We start from the raw sequence: 24,200 nt of genomic DNA on the forward strand, positions 1-24,200 counted from the left end.
TATTTCGCCCCCAGACCTACACGGTACTTGACTGCATACTTTGCTGCGCGGGCCTTCGACCATCGAGGAGATATATCCGTAACCCGTCTGTACTTAGCAATCTGCTCTCCGGGTTGTACTGGAAGATGACATGTTCTGTGACGCTGTCAGGGAGCTAATCGGTCCGAGCGCGTTTTGATGTTGAATACGCCATTCCACTTTCACTGAGCCTACTAGTAGATTGTCGTTCGGTGTTAGGGTGAACTATCTACCGCCGGTTACCCGGCCGAACATAGTCACGGCAGTTCGTGTGGCCCTCGCGGCCACCAGCACACCCGTCGGAAGCCTCGGCTCGACAACCGCCGCCGTTTGGTGGTCGCAGGGTGCTCACTCGGCTTCGTCGACGAGATCGTCGGATAGGCCCCTACACAGACCCTTTCCCCCGTGGTACCGTAGTACACAACATGGGACTGGTTTCGCAGACGATGGAGTACTACCCGTACGTCGTCCATCCGATTACCGTCCTCGGAGTCGGCATCGTCCTGCTCGTCCACCACGAGTGGGCCAGGCAGGGCCTCGAGCGGTCGATGCTCTGGCGTCGTATCGGTGCGTTCCTCGGAGTCGGAGTGCTCTCGCTCGTGCCGACCGTCGCGTACTTTCTCGTCGTCGGCAGTGGCGTTGTAGCGGCGACACAGGGAAAGAGCGCCGTCATGGACGGGCTCGTCGCCAGCGGCCTCCTGATTGCTGCTGCACTGACGTGGGCCGTGTGGCGGCATTTCGACTGGGGGCCGCTCGTGCCGGGTGCGATGCAGGCGCTCGCCGTAGTGACCGTCCCCTACGCCCTCGTCTCTCCGTTCTGGGACATCTCGGGCCACGTCATCATCTCGCTGATGCCCGCGCTCTATCTCACTCTCGTCAACCGACGGTTCTGGCCGCTCCTCGTCTTCCCTATCATCATGGTCCCGAACCGAATCTACCTGGACGCACACACGTGGGAACAGTCCATCGCCGGGTTCCTCGTCGCGGCACTCGTCGTCGGGGGCGTCTACTGGGTGCAGGCCTCCGGGTCACTGCAACCGGAACTGGGCACAACGACCACCTGAGTGGAGCCTCGGCTTCCGCTGAGAACGGATCGAAAAGGAGAATCCGCCCTCCCCGTGTTGATCATGAAGTGCTTTTGTACACGAAAATTCGCGGCTCCGATGCGGGCGCAAGTGGATCTGAATAGAACCTTGTCACTAATTCCCTGCCGGGATTCTCGAATCTAGCAACAACACCCCTTGTGAGAGATGTTACCCATTCTAGATTGTATGTCCAATTCACCTGATCCCCTTCACCGGCGATCGTTCCTCACGGGTACCGCAGCTGTCGGTTGTGGGTTACTCCCCCTGCGCTCCCCCGCTCTTCAACAACCCGAGCAACTCCTGGAAATCGTGAGCACGGAAGAGGCGCAACTCTACTACGAGTTCGTCGTGCGGGGTACCGTTGAGAAGGCGACAGTCAGCGACAAAATCGAGTCTTCGGGGGACAACGACGTCATTCTAGCTGGGAATAACGAGGAGACACAGGTCGTTCGCGGGTACACCGGTAATCCAGGATACCGTGACGCCTATCACATCGATGGCGACCTCATATTCTTTGCCCGCACCGGTGGGACGAGTGACTTTTTCGTTCGTCTTGACGGCAGACGCATTCTCCGAGATGAACTTCCTCGCCAGGCTGACCCGACTATCCCTAGGCGGCCAACGTACATCGAGCGAGACCTCGATAGCACGCTTGGCATTCAAACCCCAGGTCAGGGCGAACTCTATTATGAGTTGATCGTCCAGGGAGGTGTCGACGGTGCCGAACTAAGCAACACTGTGAGCGCGACCCTCGGAACGAACGACGCGGTGTCAACGGATAACGACACGGGCGCAACCGTCATTCGAGGGTTCACCGGGAATCCCGGGTACGGCGATGCGTATGAGATCGATGGGGAACTTGTGGCCTTCCGACGGGATGGCGGGAGCGCGGACTTCGTGTTTCTGCTCAATGGCCGAGAGCTCACACTCGCACAGTTGGCGAGGACGGGAACCGGCTATGCAGCACATCCTGCCGACGAAGACCCGATCGCTGCATACCGGTCTGCCGTGCAGGCGCTTGACCAACTCGCCGACGCTCCGGGCGAACCCACCGAACGCCTTTGGTACAACCGCGCTATGGCGCAGATCCGTCGTGCCCGAACGGCGATCAAGTCGCTCGTCGAGCAAGGCTATCGCTTCCAACTCCAGGCCGGTGCCGACCTAACGATCCGTCTCGTCGAACCGGATACGACATCATCGAACACCTCTCCTCCCAACGGGTTGGGCTTTTCTGTGGCCTCCACGCGAGACACCTTAGAGACGCTGGTGGTGCTCACAGAGGTGTCAGTCTCTGCGCTATCTTGAGCTGGATGGTACGTGATGACATGCCGATACCGTGAGCCAGGACTGCTAGCTCATCGAGGATATCTATGTGCAAGCTGTGTGCAGTCGCCGAAATGGTTATGTATCTATGTGCAGAAGATGCACATGAGATGGGTGCAAGCGACAAGCCCCGACGGGTACACTTCCAGTCTCCGGAGTACCTCGTGGAGCGGCTTGACGCGGTTGCGGATCTCTTCGATACGGACCGGACAGACCTGCTTGTCGACGCGATTCGCGAGTACCTTGAGGAGACGGCTGACAGTGAGTCGTTCCAGGAGTTGGTTGCGACGAAATACTACGACGACCAGCTCGAGTTCGAGACCGTCAAGCAGCTCGTTGGGACCGAAACCGCCCAGCGGCTCCGCTTGCTGAAAGCGGACCTCGAGGACGAGCCGCTGGACCTTGATGCGCCGGCGGACGTCGACATCTATGGCGACGACGCGACGGAAGTTGATACCGGTGACGACGAGTAATGACCGGGCAGCGACTGCGGACGGTCGTCGCCGACACGAGCGCGCTCGTCAGTCTGGCCGTACCGCGTGCCGATAGCGCGTACGATACCGACGCAGCCCCGGACCCACTGCAGTACCTGCTTACCTCCTGTGACGTGTTCGTCCCGTCGGAGGTCCGCACAGAGCTTGAGGAGATCACGCAGTATCAGGATATCCACGGCGCTGCAGCGACAAACGTTCTCGCGGCGCGGGACTACTACACCGTCGAAGACCCCTACAAGCGAGAGGATACCACGGATTCGCGGCCGACGTTCGGTCTCGATGAGGGCGAAACTGATGGGATCGTCCTTGCGAACGCACGCGGCGTCGATGGGTTTCTCACCGACGAGTTCGGCGGAACGAACTTCCCGCTCATCCACGCGGTCTTGCAGAGGCCACGGATCGTCCCGACGCCACGACTCATCTGTGACTACGCCCGAAACGGCTACATGAGCAACGATGATGCGCGAACGCTGTTGGCGACGATTAGTCCACACCGAAGTTGGGATAACAGCCCCTACGTTGCCAAGCTGCGAGCGCGCCTCGAGTAAAACAGCCGTTCCGTAGGATAGCGGAGTTACAGTGGGAGTGTACCTCGTATTTACCCGGTACTGGCCGAGTTAGACAGCTCTGGTTCTCGGTGTGCGATGTGCTGAAAGTGATGGATGAACTCACTAGTGAGAGCGAGCTTATCGAAAGCGATGTATGGGGGATTGCGGACGGAATCGACGAGAGCAGGTGGAGCCGGTAGCGTCCTGGATTATTGTGGCCGAGCCGGTGTTGATGGCTTGAGCTGTGGGCAGTCTCTGGCGGCGCGAAAAATGCCTTGAGTTGGGTGATCACTTTGGCTACTTCGAACGTTGGTAGCGGGTTCTAGGGGCTCGTACGTCGAAGGGTCGATGCTTTTGAGGATGTAAAAGTGGCCGAGGATGAAAGGAGGGTAGTACTATTTTTTGATGGCGGTGGCTTGATGAGTCGTTTAGTCGTGGCTGCTGGTTGCTGTCTGTTGAATTGGGGTGGGTGTTTGGTCGGTGACGGTCTCTGGGGTGCCGTGTTTGATCCAGATTGCGAGGAGGCTTGGAAGGACAAGTACGGCCGTGGCGAACGAGGCGAGGAGTGCGAGTACGACTAGCGTGCCGAAGTTCTGTAGTTGTGGTGACGGGTGGAGGAGGATAGCGACGAAGGCGATGGCGGTAGTGAGGGCGCTGCCGACGAGCGCTCCGCCGGTACCGATGACGGCTGTTTCGAGTGCTTTCTCTGGGTCGAGTCCTGAGGTGAGTTCTTCGACGAACCGATCGGTGACGTGAATGTTGTAGTCAACGCCGAGGCCGATAGTGAGGCTCATGAGGAGGGCTGTGACGAGCGTCAGGGGGACAGCAAGGATGGCCATGCCGGCGATGACGAGCGCGACGACGAGCGCGATGGGCGTGACCGTAATGAGGCCGAGTGTCGCGCTGCCGTACGAGAGCGCCGTAACAGCAACGTAGGTGAGTGTGATGGCGAGGAGCGCAAGCACCATCACGCGGAGGATGCCCGCGGTGACGGCTTCGATGCCGGCCTGCTGGATGGTCGTGGGGCTAACTGCCGTCGCATCTAGGTCAACACCCTGTCCGGCCGCGTCTTCGATGGCAGTGGCGGCGGTGCGCTGTTGGTCGGCGCGTTCCGCGAGGCTGCCGCCGCCGTCGGCGGGACCGACGACGCGTAGCGACGTGTACTCGCCAGTGTCGGGCGACCGTTCGATGACGCGTTCGGCAGTGTTCGGCGCAGCTGCGTACAGCGCGTCGTAGACGGTAGCGAGGTTCTCGTCGGGGACGCCGTCACCATCGGTGTCCGCGGCGGCGAGCGTTTCCGCGAACGCGTCGTCGCGGACGGCGACACGATGCATGACCGTGACTGGCGAGAGGACGCGGCCGCCGTCCACGAGCGTCTTGGTGCCATCGTGGACGGCATCGAGCGCGCCGTCGTCTGTCACATCTCTTTCGACGAGTAGTTGGACGCGTTGACTGGTGTCGTCGGCGACGCCGCGGTAGTGTTCTTGGACGTAGATGTCTTGGCGGTTGTAGTCGGTGCGTTCCCAGCCGAGGGGTTCTGGGAGGTCGGTTTTCCAGTCGGCTGTGGGTTCGCGCTGCCGGTCGAACGGTTTCTCGTCGAGGCTCGTCCACGCGGCACCGCCGGCAGCACCGGCGAGGACTGCGAGCACGAGGACGACTGGAGCGGCGCGTTTCGCGAAGCCGACGCTTCCCCGGAGCAGCGGCTTGAGGAGCGCGCTCTCGCCGAGCGGTGGCTTCTGGCGGTCGAACCCGAGGCGTTCGAGTGCGGCATCAGCGGTGACTTTCAGGGCGGGGACGAGCGTGACGAACACGACGAGTGCAGACGCGACGCCGAGTGTGATGCCGATGCCGAGCGTCTGGATGCTTTCGACGGGATTGGTGACGTTCGACAGGAAACCGATACCGGTCGTGACGGTGACGAGACCGAGGGCGACGCCGACTGACCGAACGGATCGTGCCATGGGCGCGCGGACTTCTTCGTCCGGGCGCCGGTACTCGCGGTAGCGGGTGAAGATGTGAAAGCCGTAGTCGATGCTGAGCCCGGCAATCAGTACGGGGCCGATGATCATCGTGGTGCCGATGTCGACGTTGAGCCAGCCGAGGATGCCGAACATCCAGAGGATGGATACGCCGACGCCGAGCATGCCGACGACGACGTCGACGAGGTCCCGGTACGTGAATGTGAGTACGACCAGCAGGAGCGCTAGTACAACGGGAACGATGAGGGCGATCGTGTTCGAGATATTCTGGGCTTGGTACTCCGCGAGCGCGTGCTCGCCGAGGGTGAATACGTCGGGGCTCTCGTGGGTGGCGGCCGTCTCGTAGAGGGCTTTTGTGGCGTCCGTTGGGGCGTTGCCCTCGCTGTCAGTTGCGGTGAACGTGAACAGCATCCGGTGGCTCTCGGCGGTGGCGGAGCCGGCCTCGTAGGACCGGGGGAGGAGTTGGCGGGCTTCCTGATTGTCGGCGAGCGCGGTCTTTGTAGCGCGTTCGACGGTTGTGGGGGTGGCGTCGGCGAGGACCGCGATCTGGGTGTCCAGCGAGGGGGTGTCGCTGTCGGCGAGCTGTGCCGCCACGAGATTCGGTATCCCGTGGATGCCGGCGCCAGTACGACTACTGTCGGCGGCTACGGTGCTGGCGACCGACTCGTTCTCGAGGACGGCTTGCTGGTAACGTAGACTTGCCAGCAGCGACGATTTCGAAAGCGCGTTCTCCCCGTCGCCGGCGTTGACGTAGACCGGGACGTGTGCGCGCTCGCTGGCGCTGTCTGAGGCGGTGGTGTAGTGTTCGGTGATGTAGTCGGCTTTCTCGGCGGGCGTGGTCGGCGGGAAATCGACGGCGCTTTCGCCGTCGCTGGCGCTGCCGAGAGTCGTGATGCCCGCGCCAACGCCGGCTGTCAGTACGAGCATCACGACGATGACGGCGATGTTGTGTGTGGTGACGATGTTGGCGGTGGTGTTGAGGAATCGTTGGAGGGCCATGGGGTGTCAGTTCGGGGTTGCTTCGATAGTGGTGATGATGCCGAAGAAGGCGGTGTCGACTGTTCCAGCGGTGAGGTCGGCTGCCTTGACGTGGTCCATCGGCTCCTGCGTGAGTCGGCAGCCCTGGGTAGCGTAGTGGGCGTCACGACGCCAGTGTTGGTAGCGAGCGATGAGGCTGGCGTCGCTTTCGCCGTGTTCGAGGAGGAGAATACGGCCGTCGGGACGGCAGACGCGCGCCATCTCGTTGAGGGCCGCGACGGGGTCGGGGAACGTGCATGTGGAGAGCGCGGAGATGACGGTGTCGAAGCTGTTGTCGGGGAACTCTAGGTCTTGGGCGTCCATTTCGTAGAGGTCGGCGTCGCGGTCGCGGTTCTCGGCGACTGCGAGCATCTCTGGACTGAGGTCGATGCCGACGAGGTCGGTGGCTGCTGTGAGGTACGGGAAATTCGTCCCGGTGCCGCAGGCGACATCGAGGACGCGGCCGGTGGCGTTCCGGAAGTGGCGTTTTCGGTAGCGACCGGTTGTGTGGCGGTCGATGAATGCGTAGCGAGCGTATTTGTCGGCGAGGTCGGCGTAGATGTCCCTGATGTCGTCGGTGGAGTGTGTTCGGGCGTCGTAGTCGGGTTGTGGTTGGTGCGTTGTGGGTGGCATGGCTCCGTGTTGAGTAGTCGGTAGAGCCCGGCATAAGTATTATAGAATAATTGATATATTATCGGGGCAGTTTCAAAACTCGCGTTAACCACCACAACCCGGAAACTAACCCCGTAACGAGAAACACCCCGCGCAGACACCGGATTCACTCAACCGCTATTTTGTAACCAAAACATCACTAACCTCCGCTAGGACCGCCCGCGCACCACCGTCTCGGACTCCACCACACCAACCGCCCCATCGACAACGAGCCGAAGTAAATCGCCCTCCAGCTCCATCGACACCTCGTACCCTTCCCCGCCCGCACGCTCCTCAACGGCCCAGTCTTCCACGTACGCACGGTCGTGAAGCTCCCAGAACCCCAACTGAGTCACGTCCACGCCCCGCTCCCAGTGAAACACTACCGACGCCGGATGACCCACTACTGCGTACGGTAACGCCATCGAATACGAACGCAAGCACGACTCACACGCCAACTCAACCACGTAATCGTAGTCCGTCGGATTCTCCGGCATCATCACCACTTCACCGATCACGCGCCCAAAACACGTCGGACAAACCCCCCGCCGCATCTGCCGCACCTGCGCCACATACGCAGTCGCCATACTCTCCACATACTCCTCGGGCCCCCAATCTCTCGTCTGCGCGGGCGTCGTCGGTAACCCCGCAACCGGCCGTTCACACGCCCGACACTTCACGAGAAATATCTGCTGTTCAAACAGCTCCGCCACCAACTCCGTCCCGGCACAAAACGGACACCGCCCAGCCACCTCAACCGGCCCGAACGCCTCCGGCGTCCCGTAATTCTCCGACAGCACGAACCGGACCATGTACTCCCCCGCGTGCGTCAACGCGTACCCACGCTCGGACTTCCGCAGAAACGTCCCCGTCAACTCCCCAAGATGGTAGGACAACTTCGACGTATTGTCCACCGCAACGCGCTCGTAGATGTCCGAAAACGACAGCTCAACCGGTCCACTCTCCCCAAGTTCCGTCTCCCGTTCGGCCTGCGCCACCGCCCGCAGCACATCCACACGAGTATCGTCGGACAGTAACGCAAACACATCCGCTGCATCCTCAGCCATCCTCGCCTTCATTGACCGCACCAACCGCCTTTAACGCTATGTCTGTCAAGTAACTCACCGAAACCACTTGCAGGTAACGTCATTCGCTCTGAAACCGGCTCTCACACGAGACGCTGACCGGTCACTGGAAAAACTCGTTTACAGACCCCTGTCCCCAGTGCTTCATTGCGCGAATTAGCGGTCGAGGTGAGACGCGGCGAAGGATTGACGTCTCGGGCGGCCGGCTACCCGAAATCGATGTCTCCCATCCCGCATTCTGCTGTAAGCGTTCCCGTTCGTGCTCCGCAGTCGTCTGAACAGCCTCGACATCCATCGCTTTGACTGTCCCGCCGTCCACGAGGAGTTCCCCATCGACGACTACAGTTTCCACGTCTCCAGCAGTCACCGTATTTGTGAGGGCAGCGGGGAGATTACTGATCGGTTGATGGCGCGGCGAATCGATGTCGATGAGCAGCAAATCCGCTCGTTTACCCGGTTTGAGGCTGCCGATCTGGTCGTCAAGCCCGAGCGCGCGGGCGGCGTCGATTGTGAGCATCTTCAGGAGGTCGTAAGACGACCACTGCTGAGCTCTGTACTCGAAATTCGCTAACAGCCGAGCGTGTTTGGCTTCCTGAAAGAGGTCCCAACAATCGAACCAAAACGGATCGTCGAGACCGAGGACGACGTTCGCGCCGTGCTCTCGCAGTGCGGGGAGCGGAAACCACGCCTGTTCACCAGCTTGGAAGTAACTGTACACTGTCGGACAGTGAACCACGTGCGCACCCGCCTCAGCAATTCGACGTGCGTCGCGCCGGTCAGCATGAAGCAAGTGCGTTAGTAGCGTCCGGTCATCAAGCAACCCGAACTGCTCAAGGAGAGTGATCGGGTCGTCCGCACCGCTCCCAGCAGCCATCGTTTCGGCTGCGGGAGAATCATAGAGGTGCGTGTGGAGTCGTAACTCGGGGTAGTCGTCTCTGAGCTCGGCGACACCACGCCAGACGTCACGCGAACAGCCGACTTCACCACCCGGTGCGATACTCGCCAGCACGCGGCCGTCAAACGCACCATGATAGCGCTCGATAAACCGGCGTGCATCGCGGAGCTGCTCCTGTCCGGACTTCGGTTTCAGGAAATCCGCTATTTCGGGGCCGATGACTCCGCGAAGACCGGCCTGACCGATAGCTTCTGCACCGATTGCCGGGGTGAAATCCATCGCGTTGACTGTCGTGACCCCGTGTGAAAGCTGACGGAGACAGGCAAAACCCCAAGCGGCTTCGAAGAACGACTTGCCGAGCGTGGATTCTGCTGTGTGGTACAACGCGAGCGCTTCCTTCAGTAGTTCTGCGCCGCCAAGGTCGCTAAACAGTCCTTGAACGAGGGCGAAATCGGTGTGTCGATGCGTATCGATAAGACCGGGGATAGCGATTTTCCCTTCAGCATCAATCACATGAGCGGCTTCACTACGCTGGTCAGCACTCGTTGTTGGGGCAACTGCTGTGATTCTGTTCCCACTTACCCGAATCGTCCCTCGTTTTATGATCCGGTCGCTCTGGTCGAGCGTGATGATTGTTGCATCGTGGACGATTATATCGCTCATACGCTCCACCCGGCTGTCGAGTGACGAATTTGGTCTCGACGACTATTAACGGTTGCTGCCATATCGGGCCTCTACTCGGTTTTTATGCCGAAAGTGGGGAACGCCCCGAGTTACCGTGTGCTGATTGCTTCGAAGGACAGCGATGGTACTCAGTCCTCAATCCCCCATTCCCAAATGGGAGAGATCCTCGAACACTCGCCGGGGCGGCGCTGAACCCTGGGGTGAGTGGTTGGATTTCTGCTGGGTTGGTCGGAGAATCGCCTAGGCGCTTTTGTGTGTTATGTTAACGGTGGTCGTAGTTCTGTGTGGGAGTGTCTTTTTCGTTGTTTGTGGTTGTGTCTTGCTAATTTGACGAACCAGGGCTTGGTTTCCGCGTGATTACTTGATGGCGATGCTGATGGCTCCGTCGCGGACGTTCTGTTGCGCGCATTTCCGTCGGCAGAAAAATGCTGGGACCGGGGCGTTACTGTCGTAAGACTGGACTCTCTTTTTCGCCGTCAGGCCAACTCCCGTAGTGGTCGAGGATTTCCTCTGGTGGCTGCTTGTCCTCCCACTCGTCTTGGAACTCCTCGAAGGGAACAGCCTCCTCAAGGCGCTGTTCGCGGAAGGATTCGCGTCGTGCCTTTGTTGCATCCTCGTCGACGGTGAGGGTGTCTTCGTCGTACTCAATCTGGTAGAGTTCCTTTGCAGAGTGATGGGTCACGCGGTTGTCCTCAATGTCTTCCATGACCGTATCGGGGTCTCGTTCGAGGACGTCGCCGTACCCACAGCCGCCGCCCGAGTGGCCGATGAAGAGGTCGCCGTTCTCGTACGGCTGGGACTCACGGACGTGGCTAGTGATGTTGTAGTCGGCGTCTAGCGTTTTGTCCTGCAGGAGTTCGATAAGATCGTCGGGCACGTAATCACCGTTTTTCATTCGTTCCTTCAGGTCAGAGTTGGTGATAGTGATGCCGGGAATGGTGCGGGGTGCGTATCCACCGTAGAGACCCTGCCCGGTCACCAGCTTGGAGTTATGGCAGATCGAGAGCCACTCGACAGTTGGGACGTGGTGCATCATGTACCCAATCTGCATCCCGATACCGCCGCGGTGTTTTCCGTGCCCACATGAGTCCGTGCCGTGGCGGAAGAACTGGTGGGTGAATGGGTACTCGTTCTCGACGAACTCCATATTTGAGGCATGGCCGAACGGGCACCACGGGAAAATCGCTTCGTCTTCCCCGTCGCGTCGAGCTTGCCCACCGGTGCCATCCGTGTTGAGCGCGTGCGACATCAGGTCCGCAACTGGCTCACCGTGCTGGTTCACTCCGCCGAAGGCATACCCGGGTGCGGTGTTGGCCATCGGTGCAGTGACGTGTTCGTTCTCGCTGTCGTCATCGTACATCGATCGCGAGAACAGGGTGGTCGTTGAGTCCATGATCACCTGATTCACCATGACCGCTTGGACTGTGGACGCTTCTGAGTCCGGATAGAGTATCGACCCCTTCGGGATGTTGAAGTCGATAAGGTCGTACGTCCCGTTGCTCTTCGGCAGGTCATGGAAGGGAACGCTGAATAGGTAGTTTGCAGTGTGGGCAATAGAAGCGACCGGCTGCGTGTTGAACGACCCATCGTTCTCCGGTGAGGTCCCGCTGTAGTCGATGTGAATCTCCGGGCCGTCTTTTTCCATCGTCGCATTGAGCCGCCAGAGACCGTCCTCATAGCCGACTGTATCCGCGAAGTGAACCGATTGGAAGGTTCCATCATTCCACTCGTCAACGCGTCTTTTCGCGCCTTCGCGGGATTCTTTGATGTTTCGGCGGAGAAGACCGCGGAAGAAGTCTGGCCCCTGCTTTTCGATGATGAGGTCCTTGATGCGTCGGCGGACCCGATCGCAGGTCGTAACTCGTGCCCGCAAGTCAATCTCGTGCATCCGCGGTGCACGGGAGATGAAGTTCTTCTGCATCTCCACCTGGTCGCTTTTCAGCTTGTAATCCTCGCCGATTTTGATGGGGGATAGCTTCATCCCCTCGTCGTGCCGCGTTCGCGCGGAAATCGGCATCCCACCAGGCTCGATAGCGCCGGTCTCAGTTGTGTGGGCAGCCGCAGAAATCCAGGCCATAATCTCGCCATCGTGGAAGACGGGCATGAACGCGATTTGGTCTGGGTTGTGAATACCGCCGTATAACGCGTCGTTCGCGTAGAAGACGTCGCCAGGTTCAACGCCGACAGTCTCGTCGTCGGCGAAGTTGTTAATCACGTACTTGAGCGGTGGAACTCCCGTGACGACGTGTAGGTACGCTCCAGCGGCCGAGTCGACGAGGTCGCCTTCGGGCGTGTAGACCGCGACGGCAAGGTCGCGGGCGGCGATGAACTGCGATACCCCCGATCGGACGAAGACGTCCATCCCCTCGTCGAGGATCAAGCGGAGGCGTTCCGAGTAAATCTCGTAGTCGCCGTGCTGCAGTTCGTCCATGCAGGCCAGTTCCTGTGCGGACGGTTCTTCCAGGTCGAGCCAGTCGATTAGTTGGTCGCGGTTAACAGTCATTGGGTGTCACCGTTGGTTTCGAGAATGCCGTTTCGGTACTCGTCTAGGCTGTACGTCCAGCCGTCCGGTACTGCAGTCGTCGTGTAATCGGCGTCTACGACCGCTGGGCCATCGATCTCCATTCCCGAGTGCAAGTCTTCGTACTCGAAGACCGGTGTCGAGATGTAGGCGTCCCTGTTCTCCCACATGATGTCACGTGATCCAGCTCGTGCTGGCGACGGGTCTGGACTGCCAATTTCCGACGTGGGGAGTTCGATGTCGGGACTCTTGACGCGGGCGCGGAGTGCGAAGTTTTCGACGGTGATGCCGTGGTCAGGCGTGACCGAATATGGCGAGAATCGGTCCTTGTACTGGTCGATGAAGTGCTCGCAGATGGCCTGGACATCTGATTCTTCGTGGAGTTCGAGACGGGGTGAGCGAATGCGAGCAACGTGAATCTGCCCCCCGAAGCGCATGTCCAGTTCGAGGCTATAGGTGATGTCTTCTGGGTTGTACCCCTCGCTTTTGATGTCGCGACGCCCCTTCGCTTTCAGCTCCTCGACAACCTCGTTGAACGCGTCGTAGTCTACACTGTACGCGGCTTCCTCGCCGGAGTCGCGTAGGTACATCGAGTGGGACTGCTCGTAGATGTGGAGTGTGTCCATCGTGGCTGATCCCATCGCACAGAACACTGGCGAGTACGGCGTCGTGACGACCGTGTCGATGTCGAGATACGACGAATAGGAGGCGGCGTGGAGCGGACCGGCGCCGCCGAAGCTGTACAGCATGAACTCACGCGGGTCGTGGCCGCGAAGCATCGTCTCCTTGCGGACGGTGTTCCCCATGTTCCCATCCGTGATTCGTCGGATGTTGGACGCAGCTTCCGTGACATCCATCCCTGCCGGATCCGCTACATGGGTTTTAATCGCCTCTTCAGCACGGTCAACCGCGAGCTGCTGGTTGCCCGCGTAGAACTTCTCCGGGTTGATGAACCCGAGGACGACGTCCGCGTCAGTCACCGTTGGCTTTGTGCCACCGCGGTTGTAGCAGGCCGGCCCTGGGTCGGCACCAGCGCTTTCCGGGCCGACTTCGATACGCCCGCCGAGTTCTTCGTTGACCGAGGCGATCGATCCGCCACCTGCACCAATCGATTTCGACTCGATCATGGTGCCGGAGACACGCCAGCGGTCAATCACTGGTTCAAACTCGTAGGACTGGACGCCTCCTTTGGTGAGGATGCCGATGTCGAAGCTCGTGCCCCCCATGTCTGTCACGACAGCCTTGTCGTATCCGAGAACATCACAGAGGTACTCCCCGCCTTTTAGTCCGGCAACGGGACCGCCGTTAAACGTCTCAACGGCTGTAGTCTTGTACGACTCAGCCATTCCGCCGGTGTTGTGGAGCATTTGGATATCGCCCTCGTAGCCGTGGGCCTCCAAGCGGTCCTTGATATCTGCGATGTGCTCCTGCATTAACTCGGAGAGGTACGCGTCGAGTAGCGTGGTATTTGTCCGTTCGTATTCCTTCTTGGTCGGCATCACCTCCGAGGAGAGGAACACGGGAATGCTCCCGAGATACGACGGTGGATACTCGTCACGAACGAGTTCGCGAATTCGCTGTTCGTGGTCGGGGTAGGCATATGACCACAGGAGGTTCACGACGATGGCCCGAGCACCCTTGTCCACGAGATCTCGAATCTGCTCGCGCGCGTGCTCCTCGTTGAGCGGGCGCAACACGTTCCCTTCGCTGTCGACGCGCTCTCGGATTCCGTTCGTACGGGAGTCCGGGACGAGATACGACGGTTTTTTCGCGTCCGAGATATTCCGTTGCTCGCTATCAGTGAGTCCGTCAGCCCATCGAGGACCGCGCCCAATCTGGGGGTAGTCCTGCACGCCAGCAGTGGTGAGCAGGCCGAGTTTCGGGCCCTTACGCTCGATCAGTCGATTCATCGCAGTCGTGGTCGAATACCGAATCGAGTCCACGTCACTGATCAAGTCATCGAGACCCAGCCCGAGTTGCTCAGCACACTTGTCGATCCCTTGGAAGAAGCACTCAGCCATGTCATGCTCGGTAGTTGGCGTCTTCGCTGACACGACTTCGCCGTCATGGAGCGTGAAACAGTCGGTGAATGTTCCACCAGCGTCGATGTTAATCTGTGTCGTCATTGGTTGTAGTCCTCCTTCAGGCTCTCAAGATCGAGGTTTGTGTCGTGCGTAATCGGATGGCCAGGTGGGAGATACTCGTTCTCGACCATCGTCCCGCAACCAGGACAGTAGAACTCCACAATCCGAACCCACTCCGGATCCGGAGCAAAGGTGTAGTCCGAATCGTCGATAAGCGGCGGATGAACCTCCCGGGGGTCTCGTTCGTTAACGAGACAGCCACGCTTGTAGTTCTCCTCTGCCGGTCCTAGCGACTCGCCGCAGTTATGGCACTGCCACTGTTCCGTATCGAGATCGATCTCGAGGTACTCTGCAACTCGTTTCACCGCTTCAGTACTGGATTTTGAGTCTGGCATCTGTCGTGCTGTTTGACTCGTTCGTGAGTGATCGTTCGACGAACTATGCATCCGTGTACCCCTCACGGACCGCGTGGAGCGCGTTCGGGTGTACATCGCTCGGGAGTTCTCGGCCGCTCGCGAGGAACGCTGATGCTGGAAGATCCCGACACCGTTCTTCGACCCGTGCTGTAATCTCCGATGGCTCTGCGTCGAGGAGGTTGGCAGTAATACCGCCGCCAATACGGACGTCCGGATGTTCGACAGCAACCGCTGCCGGGTCATCCGTGTCAAGTAGCGCGGCCGCTGGTTCTCCTTGATCAAGAACGATGTCGACTGTTGTCTCGTCGTAGCCGTTCGGAGCAAGCATCAGTGGCGTGTCGTAGAACCCGGTGATGTTGTCGAGCACTTGCAGGGTCTCCACTATGGCCTCCGCAGCCTCGCCACCGTTCAGTTGACCAACGTCCTCATACACCAGGATAGCATCCACACCCGCCTTTCCGAACGCACGGCCAAGCTCGCCAATTGCTGTCCGGACTGGTTTGGTGTACTCAGCGTCAAGTGCTGCAGCGTTCCCGAAGGTGGTCTCGATAGTCGTCAGGGGTCCAGGGACAACACCGACGACTAGGGGCTCGTCGAGACTCGAAACGAGTCGCTCCCCGACATCAATCACCGTCGGAACTCGCCCCCGGTTTGTAACCGTCGTTGGGTCACTCACCGCATCGGACGACACAATCGGTTCGGCCGTCTCGAATTGCTCGGTCGCAGCGTCCCATTCGACAGACGCCCCGAGTGCTTCCGCGAGAAGCGCGGTATCGACCCCCGTGAAGACGACGTCGGACTCGAATAGCCGCTGGGAACTCTGGAGTGCGTTGGTCTGCTGAGTGGCATTCGACAGAAAAATCTCTGGGGGGAGCTGGCTCACATTAGCAGCCAGTTGCCCGACAATCGGCACGTACGGCCGCGGCTTCGACTGACGACCGCGAAGATACGACATGGCTGGCGAGGTCCGAGCGCTCATCGTTCGATAATTCCGTTATTGTACTGGTCAACCTCGAACGCCCAGGATTCAGGAATCACGTACGTAGTGTCCTCGGCTTCGATGATGGCGCGCCCTACAACCTCGTTCCCAGGTTCGAGATCCTCACGCTGATAGACTTCAGTTTCAACCCAGCCGTCCTCTGGCCAATACGCTTCTCGAGAGTCCTTTTGCGCGTGGCTCGCATCCTCACCTTGGAGGTCCTCCTCCGAGAATTTCTCAGTCGCAACCGGGCCGACTGCTGTGAGGACGATCGTGTCAAGATCGATTATCTCTTCGGGGTCCGACGCGACCGAGTCAAGGGTGTCAGCAAGATCTCCTGCGCGTTCGATTCGGGATGGGATCGAGATCTCCTCAACGCCGCGGTCCGAACGGACGAGCATCGTGAGGTCGAAGGTGATTTCCTCCGATTCGAAGCCCTCCCCACGCATGTCTTGGGTTGCCTCAGCTTTGAGGTCTTCAACGACGTTGTTGTATCGCCTGACATCCACCGACGGTTCGTCGAGCGTCGACTTGTCGCCAAAGGCTGCCGTGTAGCGGTGCTCGACGTCAAGTGTTGCACCACCAAAGGCGCTGAACTCCGCGGCTGCAGGGGCCGTGATAACCTGTCTTACCCCCGCTTTCTCCGCGAAGCTACAGCAGTGCATTGGGCCAGCCCCGCCGTATGCGACCAAGGTTACGTCCTCAGGATCGGTGTCGCCGAGCTGGTCCGTAATGGAGTCGGCGATGTTCTGGTCGACAGTCTCCCGTACGCGCAAGGCGGCCTCCGCGATGGAGATATCAAGGGGGTCAGCAACTGCACGCTCGACTGCGTCGCGTGCACGGTCGGCATTTAACTCCTGGTCTCCCCCGAGGAAATAGTCCGGATCGATGTAACCAAGCGCGACGTCGGCGTCGGTGGTCGTTGGTTCATATCCGCCGAGGTCGTAGCATGCCGGGCCAGGTTCAGCGCCTGCACTTTCTGGACCGACTGTGACCGTTCCGTTGTTTGCGGAGGCGATGCTACCGCCACCCGCGCCAGCAGTGTGAACGTTAACCATCGGAATGTGCACTGGCATATTAGTGACCGATGGTTCGAGATTTCGCTCGACCGTTCCATCGTCTATTTGCCCGATATCGATACTCGTTCCACCCATATCGGTACTCAGGACGTTGTCGAGGTCGTACAGGTCACTGAACGCTTTCGCCCCGAGTACGCCGGCGACTGGCCCGGAGTTGTACGTGTGGAGTGCGACCGTTTTCGAGACGCCCGAGACGCCGCCGGCTGACTGACCGATAAGAAGTGGGTTAGCGTAACCGCTGTCGCGAACGTCGTCCTCAGCCCTATAGAGTGAACGGGCCATCGGCCGGTGGATGTACGCGTTGATGAGTGCGGTATAGGAGCGAGCGAGATACCCGGGTCGACTGCTGACCTCGTTAGCAGTCAACACCTGATTCGGCCCCAGGTAGTGTGGCGGATACTCTGTTTCGATGATGCGACGTGCCCGTTCCTCATTTTCCGTATTGTAGAAGGAATTTGAGAGGCTGATGACGAGCAGCTTCGCGCCGCGGTTCATCAGCGTCTTCGCGGCATCGAGGATATCCGCTCTTTCCACGGGATCTACAACCTCACCGTGTGCGTCGACACGCTCGTCAATACTGGCAACGAGGCTCTCGTCGGTCAGTGCCGCGACGCCACCATCGCTTGCGATTTCTGCGTCGAACAAATCGTCTTTTCGTCCTTCGGACACAATCATCCCGACCTGCGGTCCAGATCGCTCGATGATCGTGTTTGTCCCAATCGTCGTCGAGAACCGGATGACGTCGGTATCGACGAGGAATCCTTCAGTTGATTGGTCGAGACTCTCCGCTGCTTTCTCGATACAGTTTCGAAAGCAGACGGTCAAGTCGTGATCTGTCGTCGGGACCTTAACCGTCGTGGATCCTTCAGGATACGATACGTACCCGTCTGTGAACGTCCCGCCAGTGTCGATACTGACGTAATATTTGCTTTGGCTTGTCATGCCACACCACGTGGTAAACAATATCTATAATAAATGTTCGCACTGAATGGGTCGACTAATCAGCCCGACATTCGTTATAATCAAAACCCGGGTACGGAAGTGGGTTTACTGAGTTGCGTGGTGAATTTGGCACCTCGAGTTCAGTACTGGCGGTCCAAGTTGGACTGAAGGTTGATTTCCGTGTTATTTGCAGACCGAGTGACGAGATCGGGGAGTTCCTCATGGAAATACGAACTGCGCCAGTTAGTCGCCGGCCCTGAGACACTTAGCGCCCCGATAATCCCGTTCTTGCTGTCAACAATAGGCGCACCAACCGCACGAATACCGCGCATCTGCTCCTCATCGTTCAGCGCGTAGCCCTCCTCGCGGATTTTCTCCAGCTCGTCAAATAGGCGCGACGTCTCAGAAATCGTCTTGTCAGTGAACACCGGGAGCCCCTGCGTTTCGACAATGTCGTGAATCTTCTCGGCTGATAGCCGGGACAAAATCGCTTTGCCACCTGCCGTGCAGTGAATGTGTTCTTGTGGTTGATCACGCTTCCGTGCGTGGAAGTCCCTCCCGACTGCCTTCTCGCTGAACACTTCGTAGAGAATCAGCAACTGGCCCTCGTACTCTATGAGTAAGTGAGCGACACCATCACACGCATGAGCAAGCCGGTCAACCTCGTCTCGGGCTGCCTGATAGAGTGGGTGCTGCATGCGGACACGTTCACCAAGGGGCAATAACTCCAGACTCAAGCGATATTCGTCACCGTGTTGTTCGACGAATCCTGCTTCTCGAAGCGTCGCTAGATACGTATGAATCGTGCCCGGCGATAAGTCGAACTCCTCAGCGAGTTCGGTGACAGTAGTTTCTCCCTCCTCGCGGAGATGAATTAGCAACAAGCATGCTCGACGCACCGATTTGATTCGGCGTGTTGGGGCATCTCTTGTCATGCTATTGTCCCATTGTCCGATGTACTTAGTGGTTTGTATATATCAAATGAATTGTAGAGGATTCGGTAGTAGATAGTACGCCGGATAATAACGAGAATATCACGCGATTCAACATAATAAGAGAATATAATCGTCTAAATCCCCATCGGTTGCGGGATTATCAGCTGTCTTTTTCAAATAGCCACAAGATAGCAGAGCGTACGTAATAGAACCCAGTGGCCACTTCAATTATCCAAACATGGCGATACCATAGAACAATAATAGGACCCGTGAGGACGATGAAAGCATCATCGGTCCCGATCTCAAATCAAATTGCGGAAGGTTTCTTTGACATATCCAAATAATTCCGATGCCAATAGACACCCTCAGCGATCAATCCCGTCAAGCGGTCTCGTAACAATATCTGCCGGTGCAGTAATTGGCATCTCGCACACATTGAGCTGCCCACCCGTAAACGGGTGGGATTCAGCGTGGACTCTCGTTCTGGCCGAATCATCGGCAGGTGACTAAGCAACCGATCTGTACCGTCGAGTAGTGAATGACTGCTAGTAGAAGCTCAGTGTAGTATGGCCAACCGCTCAGCGGGACGTTCGAGGAGCGGAACTATTGCGCTGGAGTAGGTCCAATCGATATTACGTCAAAAATCACGCTACGGAACAAGGGCTTTGATGAGTTTCACTTCGGCTTTCTGGAGATGTTCGCTGACCGTGTTCGGCGCACACCCAAGTTCATCGGCTAATTCTGCGTGCGTCGTCTCCCGAGGATGCCGATAGTACCCGTGTTCAAACGCAGTACGAACAGCCTCACGCTGCCGAATGCTCAACGCGGACAATGGGTCCATCCGTACCGAAGGTTGCGACCCGATTTCTTCGATACTCACGTCGATGGTCTGTGGCGCGGTGTCAACTGCGGCTTGAAGTGCCTCAGCGTCTCCCACTACCTCACCTCTCGTTTCAAAGTCGCTGTACGTGACTGGGGACCTGACAAGCAACCCCGCCCGTGCCGTCAACACGAGAAAGGTCCTGAAGAACGGCAGTGCGTCGGGAGTAGCCGTAACCAGCACGAAACCCGAGCCACCGGTAGAACGCGGTACCTCTACATCTTCAATCCCGTCGGTTTCACGGGCGGCATCGACGAACACCCTCGTGTCTCCGTCAACATCGTACAGAACGGTTGCCACGTCATCTGCTGCGAGATTCCAGTCAACGAGCCGCAACTGCGAGATCGCTGACGACTCCGTGGCCGTGACGTAGAACGCCGGAAGAACTACCGGAGCCAACGACGCCGAAATCTGGAGGCGAGTCAACGACATCGACTGAGCGTGACTGCCGTTTCACCACCTTCGTGTAAAAACCCCATGACGATACTCGGCAGAACGCTCACCGGAGACACGGTCCTACCTACATCTATGACGGTAACTACCGGTGAGTTGGGAGATACCACTGAAGGCGCGATATCTGACGCCGACCTCGTGGTCCACGATGCAGTCGTTCTAACCGTTGACGAAGACAACAGAATCTACGAGAATGGCACAGTTGTGGTCGAAGACGGTGTCCTCACCGACGTGCGAACGACCCGAGACCGTGACCGAGCCTGTGACGCCAACCGCGTCATCGACGGCGAGGGCAGGCTCGTAATGCCGGGGCTCGTCAACGCCCACACCCACCTCGAACTGACGCCGCTGCTCGGCGCGTTCAGCGACCTCGACCTCATGGAGATGATGAGCGGGATGACAGCCATCTACGGCCAGATCGCCGACGGCGACTACGACTACCTCACCGAAGCCGGCTACGAACTGGCGGCACTCAACTTCCTCGCCGGCGGCGTCACCACAGTCAACTCGATGGACGTCCGGCCGAGCGCGGGCGCGGAGACGTTCGGTGAGGCGGGCCTCCGCGGGTTCTTCGGGCCGGCGCTCTCCGACCTCTTCTGGGACGTCCCCGTCGACGAGCAGTTCGACCGCGCCCGCGACTTCATCGACGAGTACCACGACACGTACGGCGGCCGCATCCGGGCGACGATCAACCCCCACGACGACTGGTCGTGTACCCGCGAGCTGTGGGAGCGCACCGCCGCCCTCGCCGCGGAGCGGCCCGACCTGCTCGTACACACCCACCTGCTCGAACTCAAGGAGAGCAACACGATGGCGCGAGCGAACGGCGCCGAGGACTCCCTCGACCTGCTCGACGACGTCGGCCTTCTCGACGATCGGCTGGTGGCCGCCCACTTCCGGCTCGCCGACGACGAGGACATCCGGCGCACGGCGGAGGCGGACGCGTCGGTCGCGCACTGCCCGTCGATCTTCTGCTACTGGAACACAGATGGTGACGTGCAGTGGACGCCAGTGCCGGAACTCCGCGCGGCCGGCGTCGACGTCGGCCTCGGCATCGACGACCACTACTGGCATGATTCCTACAGCATGTTCGGTGAGGCGCGGCAGGCCCGACTCGCAGCCAACCTCAAGCGGTCGGCCGGCCAGTACTCCTCGATGGAATTGGTGCGGATGCTCACTGTCGAGGGTGCAGAGGCGCTTGGCATCGGCGACGAGGTCGGTAGCCTCGAACCCGGCAAGCGAGCCGATGTTATCCTGCTCGATGTAGACAAGCCGAAGTTCACGCCGCTGACCAACATCCCAGCGCAGGTAACCAATAACGCCGCGCCCGCCGACGTAGCGACAGTCATCGTGGACGGCGACGTGCTGATGGAAGACGGCGACGTGAAGACAATGGACGCTGACGCCGTGCGCGACCGCGTCGGGACCGCGGTGGACCGCTTCGAGGCGGAGACGGACTGGGACCTCGGGCTTGGGGAGAGTGAGCCACCGAGTACGTTGGATGTCGCCCGTGATGTGCCGAAGCGTGGCCCCGCTCAGTTGCTCGGGCGACTCGTGTTCCAATCGATCAAGGATAGATTGCCCTCCTAATACGAGATACGCGAGGGGGTGCTCGGCAACGACACGCTCAGTTTCCGCCGATACTACGAGCTGTCCACTCGGTTGCTGTCCCACCAAGGATGACCAAATTTAGGCAATGACCACTTGCTGAACCCATGCTCTGTAATCTCTATCACCCATTGTCGTAACCGGCACTGTCTAAGTTGAGCTAGTTTGAGAAGCGAACAGGTCGTTGAGCTACGTGGTCAAGATACTCGCAGACCTGCTCAGCGGGGGCTATGAACACGGTTTAGAAGAATCTTGGAAGAATGAGCGGACGGCGACGCCCGTCAGGACGTTTGCCGTCCGCCTCCATAACTCGTGGGTGGGCAGTCAGGCAAGCGTCCGCGAGTGGCTTGAACAGTTCATGTATTACTACAGGCGCCAACGACCGTATCAAGCTCTCGATGGAAAAGCGCCGATCGAGGCGGTCCAGAACTAGACAGTGCCCATTGTGCGGATATAGTACTGCTAGGAGATTCGTAGCGTGTGAAATCTACCGTATTTTCGACGTTGGGTGCGCGTTCTTTTACACCAGAGTACGGAGTGCAATAGCCGCTCAGTAGAATTGCGAACCTCGTAATCGTTATTGGAACATTCTGATGGTGAGCTTCGTCCACGCTCGTCAGTTGTGTACGTCGAACCCCGAAGCCAGACTTTTTCGGCTGGACACGCGAAATTCACTAATGGCAACAGAAGCGACGTTCCGCGTTCCCGGTGACGAGTTCCCGCTGGGCACCGTCTTCGAGGAATTACCGAACGCGACGGTCGAACTCGAACGCATCGTGCCGGGGGCCGACGTGGTGATTCCGTACTTCTGGGTGCGGGGGTCGCACTCAGATGACATCGTCACGGCGTTCTCTAACCACCCGGGCATCCGGGACATGAAACTGATTGACTCCGTCGAGGACGAGTACCTCCTCCGCGTCGAGTGGGTCTCGGACTACGAGGACATTCTCTCGACGATAGCTAGGACGGAGGTCCCGCTTATCGAGGCGAAGGGGACGGCCGAGCAGTGGACCTTCGAGATTCGCGGGGACGACCGCAGCGACATCGCGGAGTTCCAGCACCGCTGCCGCCAGCAGAACATTCCCATCGAACTGACGGCGCTGCACGCGCTCACACCGCTCGAAACCGGAGCCGAGGCCGCAATCACCGACTCACAGCAGGAGGCACTGACCCTCGCCTACGAGCGGGGGTACTTCGATACACCACGCGAGATAACGATGACCGAACTTGGTGAGGAACTCGGTATCTCCCAGCAGGCGGTGGCCTCCCGGATACGGCGGGGGACGCGCCGCATCCTCGGTAGCACCCTTACATCACTCGACGCCTGACCCACCACGGCGTAAAAAGCGGTTGGATAGTCATAGGTCAGCCTGAATCCGATGCGGGTCGTATCTCAGGTATCCGCATGTTCTCTCAAGATACCGCTCGAACCAGTACGCCGACGGAAGATGAACTCCACGCCGCGCTCTCCAACCGGTACTGTCGCTTCGTCCTGCACTACTTCAGCGATGCGTCCGAAAGCGCTGCTTCGGTCGCTGATCTCTCAACCGCCGTCGCCCACGAGAAAGACACGGACGAAGACAAGGCAGTGGTACGGCTCCATCATGTAGCGCTCCCGAAACTGAGCAGTATCGGTGTCGTTGACTACGATGCGGCGAACAAGACGGTCAGCTATCTTGGCCACTCCCATCTGGAGGGGCAGCTCCGCATCGGGGAGTCGGAACCCGAGTACGTAGTGGCGGTTCAATAAACAGCCGGGTAGAAACTTGTCGTGTTGTGAGTGAGAACCAGATTCTCACGAGTGCTTGGCCACAGTTGGGTCAGCAATCGTGACTTCCTTCTCGCTGGTAACTGTCACCTCATAGCCCGCGTAGGTGAAGGAAATACTCCCGTCTTCCAGACTCTGGATAAGAGCATCTAGTTTTTCTGGGTCAATCGTGTCGTACAGGGGTGGCAACGCCGTCACGCCGGCATTATTCTCCTCTGCTATCTTGGTGACAATCTGCTCTGAGGGAGAAGCGCTCATTGGTTATTATAAACACGAGTGATTACTTAATCCTCCTCGATTATTCCATCGAATCTCTTGTGATAGAAGATTTCTGGGTGTATATGGGGTTTAACCGTTCAGGGTGGCCATATACAGTATGATGGTTTCCGGCGCTGAAATTTCCGTAGATGACGTTCTCGCTGTCTTGAGCCACTCCAATCGACGCGAACTGCTGGCCTCGCTCATTGCTGACTCCCCACCCGACGAGGCGACGTTCTCCGTTATTGATGTCGACGGTGCTGATAGCGCGATGCACCATCTTCATTTGCCGAAGATGGCTGACTACGGTCTCATCGTCTGGGAGAAAGACGCGGACACGATTACGAAAGGCCCGAATTTCGAGATGACTGAATCAGTTCTCGACTCACTCGCTGAACACGACGCCGACCTTCTCGCAGACGAGGTGGCACTATGAGTGGGAAACGCGACAGTGCAGAGACGTCAACCGAGGAGTACGGCATCACAGACGAAGACATC

The 24,200-nt window shown here is 58.8% G+C and carries 20 protein-coding genes and 1 pseudogene; 9 read left to right on the forward strand and 12 right to left on the reverse strand.

What is annotated here, in order from left to right; all coding sequences use genetic code 11:
* Window positions 1-443 precede the first annotated feature (443 nt).
* From G9C83_RS15230 to G9C83_RS15245, 4 genes are all read left to right on the forward strand, one after another.
* Window positions 444-1,082 carry a phosphatase PAP2 family protein gene (locus tag G9C83_RS15230; protein ID WP_167247473.1) on the forward strand — a complete coding sequence of 213 codons (639 nt, stop codon included), beginning with the start codon at window positions 444-446 and terminating at the stop codon, window positions 1,080-1,082.
* Window positions 1,083-1,412: 330 nt separating this feature from the next.
* The gene (locus G9C83_RS15235) at window positions 1,413-2,408 is read left to right on the forward strand and encodes a hypothetical protein (protein ID WP_167247475.1); all 996 of its coding nucleotides are present in this window, start codon (window positions 1,413-1,415) and stop codon (window positions 2,406-2,408) included.
* 128 nt (window positions 2,409-2,536) lie between these two features.
* Window positions 2,537-2,899 carry a hypothetical protein gene (locus G9C83_RS15240; RefSeq protein ID WP_167247478.1) on the forward strand — a complete coding sequence of 121 codons (363 nt, stop codon included), beginning with the start codon at window positions 2,537-2,539 and terminating at the stop codon, window positions 2,897-2,899.
* Window positions 2,899-3,468 (forward strand): hypothetical protein, encoded by a 570-nt coding sequence (locus G9C83_RS15245; RefSeq protein ID WP_167247480.1) that lies wholly within the window; start codon window positions 2,899-2,901, stop codon window positions 3,466-3,468. The genes G9C83_RS15240 and G9C83_RS15245 overlap by 1 nt, the downstream gene beginning before the upstream one ends.
* Before the next feature lie 428 nt (window positions 3,469-3,896).
* On the opposite strand, the gene G9C83_RS15250 is transcribed toward G9C83_RS15245, so the two are convergent.
* The 11 genes from G9C83_RS15250 to G9C83_RS15300 all read right to left on the reverse strand — a co-directional run bounded on the left by G9C83_RS15250 (window position 3,897) and on the right by G9C83_RS15300 (window position 20,047).
* Window positions 3,897-6,446: an MMPL family transporter gene (locus G9C83_RS15250; RefSeq protein WP_167247482.1), complete on the reverse strand. Its 2,550-nt coding sequence runs from the start codon at window positions 6,444-6,446 to the stop codon at window positions 3,897-3,899.
* 6 nt (window positions 6,447-6,452) lie between these two features.
* On the reverse strand, window positions 6,453-7,097 hold the full coding sequence (locus tag G9C83_RS15255; RefSeq protein WP_167247484.1) for a class I SAM-dependent methyltransferase: 645 nt from the start codon (window positions 7,095-7,097) through the stop codon (window positions 6,453-6,455).
* 188 nt (window positions 7,098-7,285) lie between these two features.
* A complete protein-coding gene (locus G9C83_RS15260; protein WP_167247486.1) occupies window positions 7,286-8,182 on the reverse strand; it encodes a helix-turn-helix domain-containing protein in 897 nt (298 codons plus the stop codon).
* Window positions 8,183-8,303: 121 nt separating this feature from the next.
* Window positions 8,304-9,758 carry an amidohydrolase family protein gene (locus G9C83_RS15265; RefSeq protein ID WP_167247488.1) on the reverse strand — a complete coding sequence of 485 codons (1,455 nt, stop codon included), beginning with the start codon at window positions 9,756-9,758 and terminating at the stop codon, window positions 8,304-8,306.
* 463 nt (window positions 9,759-10,221) lie between these two features.
* Window positions 10,222-12,282, reverse strand: coding sequence for a hydantoinase B/oxoprolinase family protein (locus G9C83_RS15270; RefSeq protein WP_167247490.1), 2,061 nt, complete (start codon window positions 12,280-12,282; stop codon window positions 10,222-10,224).
* The gene (locus G9C83_RS15275; RefSeq protein ID WP_167247492.1) at window positions 12,279-14,426 is read right to left on the reverse strand and encodes a hydantoinase/oxoprolinase family protein; all 2,148 of its coding nucleotides are present in this window, start codon (window positions 14,424-14,426) and stop codon (window positions 12,279-12,281) included. The genes G9C83_RS15270 and G9C83_RS15275 overlap by 4 nt, the downstream gene beginning before the upstream one ends.
* Complete coding sequence (locus G9C83_RS15280; RefSeq protein WP_167247494.1) at window positions 14,423-14,779, reverse strand: acetone carboxylase subunit gamma; 357 nt, start codon at window positions 14,777-14,779, stop codon at window positions 14,423-14,425. The genes G9C83_RS15275 and G9C83_RS15280 overlap by 4 nt, the downstream gene beginning before the upstream one ends.
* A 43-nt stretch (window positions 14,780-14,822) precedes the next feature.
* Window positions 14,823-15,683, reverse strand: a complete 861-nt coding sequence (locus tag G9C83_RS15285) for a uroporphyrinogen decarboxylase family protein (RefSeq protein ID WP_167247496.1) — start codon at window positions 15,681-15,683, stop codon at window positions 14,823-14,825.
* A gap of 92 nt (window positions 15,684-15,775) precedes the next feature.
* Window positions 15,776-17,800, reverse strand: coding sequence for a hydantoinase/oxoprolinase family protein (locus G9C83_RS15290; RefSeq protein WP_167247498.1), 2,025 nt, complete (start codon window positions 17,798-17,800; stop codon window positions 15,776-15,778).
* Window positions 17,801-17,940: 140 nt separating this feature from the next.
* Complete coding sequence (locus G9C83_RS15295) at window positions 17,941-18,735, reverse strand: IclR family transcriptional regulator (RefSeq protein WP_167247501.1); 795 nt, start codon at window positions 18,733-18,735, stop codon at window positions 17,941-17,943.
* Window positions 18,736-19,384: 649 nt separating this feature from the next.
* The gene (locus tag G9C83_RS15300; RefSeq protein WP_167247503.1) at window positions 19,385-20,047 is read right to left on the reverse strand and encodes a helix-turn-helix domain-containing protein; all 663 of its coding nucleotides are present in this window, start codon (window positions 20,045-20,047) and stop codon (window positions 19,385-19,387) included.
* Between the two features lie 96 nt (window positions 20,048-20,143).
* On the opposite strand from G9C83_RS15300, the gene G9C83_RS15305 reads away from it, so the two are divergent.
* The 4 genes and pseudogenes from G9C83_RS15305 (at window position 20,144) to G9C83_RS15320 (ending at window position 23,426) form a co-directional block, all read left to right on the forward strand.
* Entirely contained in the window at window positions 20,144-21,658 is a 1,515-nt protein-coding gene (locus tag G9C83_RS15305) for an amidohydrolase family protein (RefSeq protein WP_167247505.1), read from the forward strand.
* A gap of 316 nt (window positions 21,659-21,974) precedes the next feature.
* A pseudogene (locus G9C83_RS15945) lies at window positions 21,975-22,109 on the forward strand (IS6 family transposase); the annotation flags it as partial.
* A 244-nt stretch (window positions 22,110-22,353) separates the two neighbouring features.
* A complete protein-coding gene (locus tag G9C83_RS15315; protein WP_167247507.1) occupies window positions 22,354-23,004 on the forward strand; it encodes a helix-turn-helix domain-containing protein in 651 nt (216 codons plus the stop codon).
* Between the two features lie 77 nt (window positions 23,005-23,081).
* On the forward strand, window positions 23,082-23,426 hold the full coding sequence (locus tag G9C83_RS15320) for a hypothetical protein (protein ID WP_167247509.1): 345 nt from the start codon (window positions 23,082-23,084) through the stop codon (window positions 23,424-23,426).
* A 45-nt stretch (window positions 23,427-23,471) separates the two neighbouring features.
* Here the strand turns inward: G9C83_RS15320 and G9C83_RS15325 are convergent, their stop codons facing one another.
* Window positions 23,472-23,702, reverse strand: coding sequence for a HalOD1 output domain-containing protein (locus G9C83_RS15325; RefSeq protein WP_167247511.1), 231 nt, complete (start codon window positions 23,700-23,702; stop codon window positions 23,472-23,474).
* Between the two features lie 118 nt (window positions 23,703-23,820).
* Between G9C83_RS15325 and G9C83_RS15330 the strand changes: the two genes are divergently transcribed.
* The gene (locus G9C83_RS15330) at window positions 23,821-24,138 is read left to right on the forward strand and encodes a hypothetical protein (protein ID WP_167247514.1); all 318 of its coding nucleotides are present in this window, start codon (window positions 23,821-23,823) and stop codon (window positions 24,136-24,138) included.
* The last annotated feature ends 62 nt before the right edge of the window (window positions 24,139-24,200 follow it).

The organism is Halobacterium sp. R2-5, assembly GCF_011734195.1.
Classification (GTDB): Archaea; Halobacteriota; Halobacteria; order Halobacteriales; family Halobacteriaceae; genus Halobacterium.

What these genes read in the sequence shown, in the direction of transcription:
- G9C83_RS15230 (WP_167247473.1), top strand. Translation starts at nt 444, where the DNA reads ATGGGACTGGTTTCGCAGACGATGGAGTACTACCCGTACGTCGTCCAT.
- G9C83_RS15240 (WP_167247478.1), top strand. Translation starts at nt 2,537, where the DNA reads ATGGGTGCAAGCGACAAGCCCCGACGGGTACACTTCCAGTCTCCGGAG.
- G9C83_RS15245 (WP_167247480.1), top strand. Translation starts at nt 2,899, where the DNA reads ATGACCGGGCAGCGACTGCGGACGGTCGTCGCCGACACGAGCGCGCTC.
- G9C83_RS15250 (WP_167247482.1), bottom strand. Translation starts at nt 6,446, where the DNA reads ATGGCCCTCCAACGATTCCTCAACACCACCGCCAACATCGTCACCACA.
- G9C83_RS15255 (WP_167247484.1), bottom strand. Translation starts at nt 7,097, where the DNA reads ATGCCACCCACAACGCACCAACCACAACCCGACTACGACGCCCGAACA.
- G9C83_RS15260 (WP_167247486.1), bottom strand. Translation starts at nt 8,182, where the DNA reads ATGGCTGAGGATGCAGCGGATGTGTTTGCGTTACTGTCCGACGATACT.
- G9C83_RS15265 (WP_167247488.1), bottom strand. Translation starts at nt 9,758, where the DNA reads ATGAGCGATATAATCGTCCACGATGCAACAATCATCACGCTCGACCAG.
- G9C83_RS15270 (WP_167247490.1), bottom strand. Translation starts at nt 12,282, where the DNA reads ATGACTGTTAACCGCGACCAACTAATCGACTGGCTCGACCTGGAAGAA.
- G9C83_RS15275 (WP_167247492.1), bottom strand. Translation starts at nt 14,426, where the DNA reads ATGACGACACAGATTAACATCGACGCTGGTGGAACATTCACCGACTGT.
- G9C83_RS15280 (WP_167247494.1), bottom strand. Translation starts at nt 14,779, where the DNA reads ATGCCAGACTCAAAATCCAGTACTGAAGCGGTGAAACGAGTTGCAGAG.
- G9C83_RS15290 (WP_167247498.1), bottom strand. Translation starts at nt 17,800, where the DNA reads ATGACAAGCCAAAGCAAATATTACGTCAGTATCGACACTGGCGGGACG.
- G9C83_RS15295 (WP_167247501.1), bottom strand. Translation starts at nt 18,735, where the DNA reads ATGACAAGAGATGCCCCAACACGCCGAATCAAATCGGTGCGTCGAGCA.
- G9C83_RS15300 (WP_167247503.1), bottom strand. Translation starts at nt 20,047, where the DNA reads ATGTCGTTGACTCGCCTCCAGATTTCGGCGTCGTTGGCTCCGGTAGTT.
- G9C83_RS15305 (WP_167247505.1), top strand. Translation starts at nt 20,144, where the DNA reads ATGACGGTAACTACCGGTGAGTTGGGAGATACCACTGAAGGCGCGATA.
- G9C83_RS15315 (WP_167247507.1), top strand. Translation starts at nt 22,354, where the DNA reads ATGGCAACAGAAGCGACGTTCCGCGTTCCCGGTGACGAGTTCCCGCTG.
- G9C83_RS15320 (WP_167247509.1), top strand. Translation starts at nt 23,082, where the DNA reads ATGTTCTCTCAAGATACCGCTCGAACCAGTACGCCGACGGAAGATGAA.
- G9C83_RS15325 (WP_167247511.1), bottom strand. Translation starts at nt 23,702, where the DNA reads ATGAGCGCTTCTCCCTCAGAGCAGATTGTCACCAAGATAGCAGAGGAG.
- G9C83_RS15330 (WP_167247514.1), top strand. Translation starts at nt 23,821, where the DNA reads ATGATGGTTTCCGGCGCTGAAATTTCCGTAGATGACGTTCTCGCTGTC.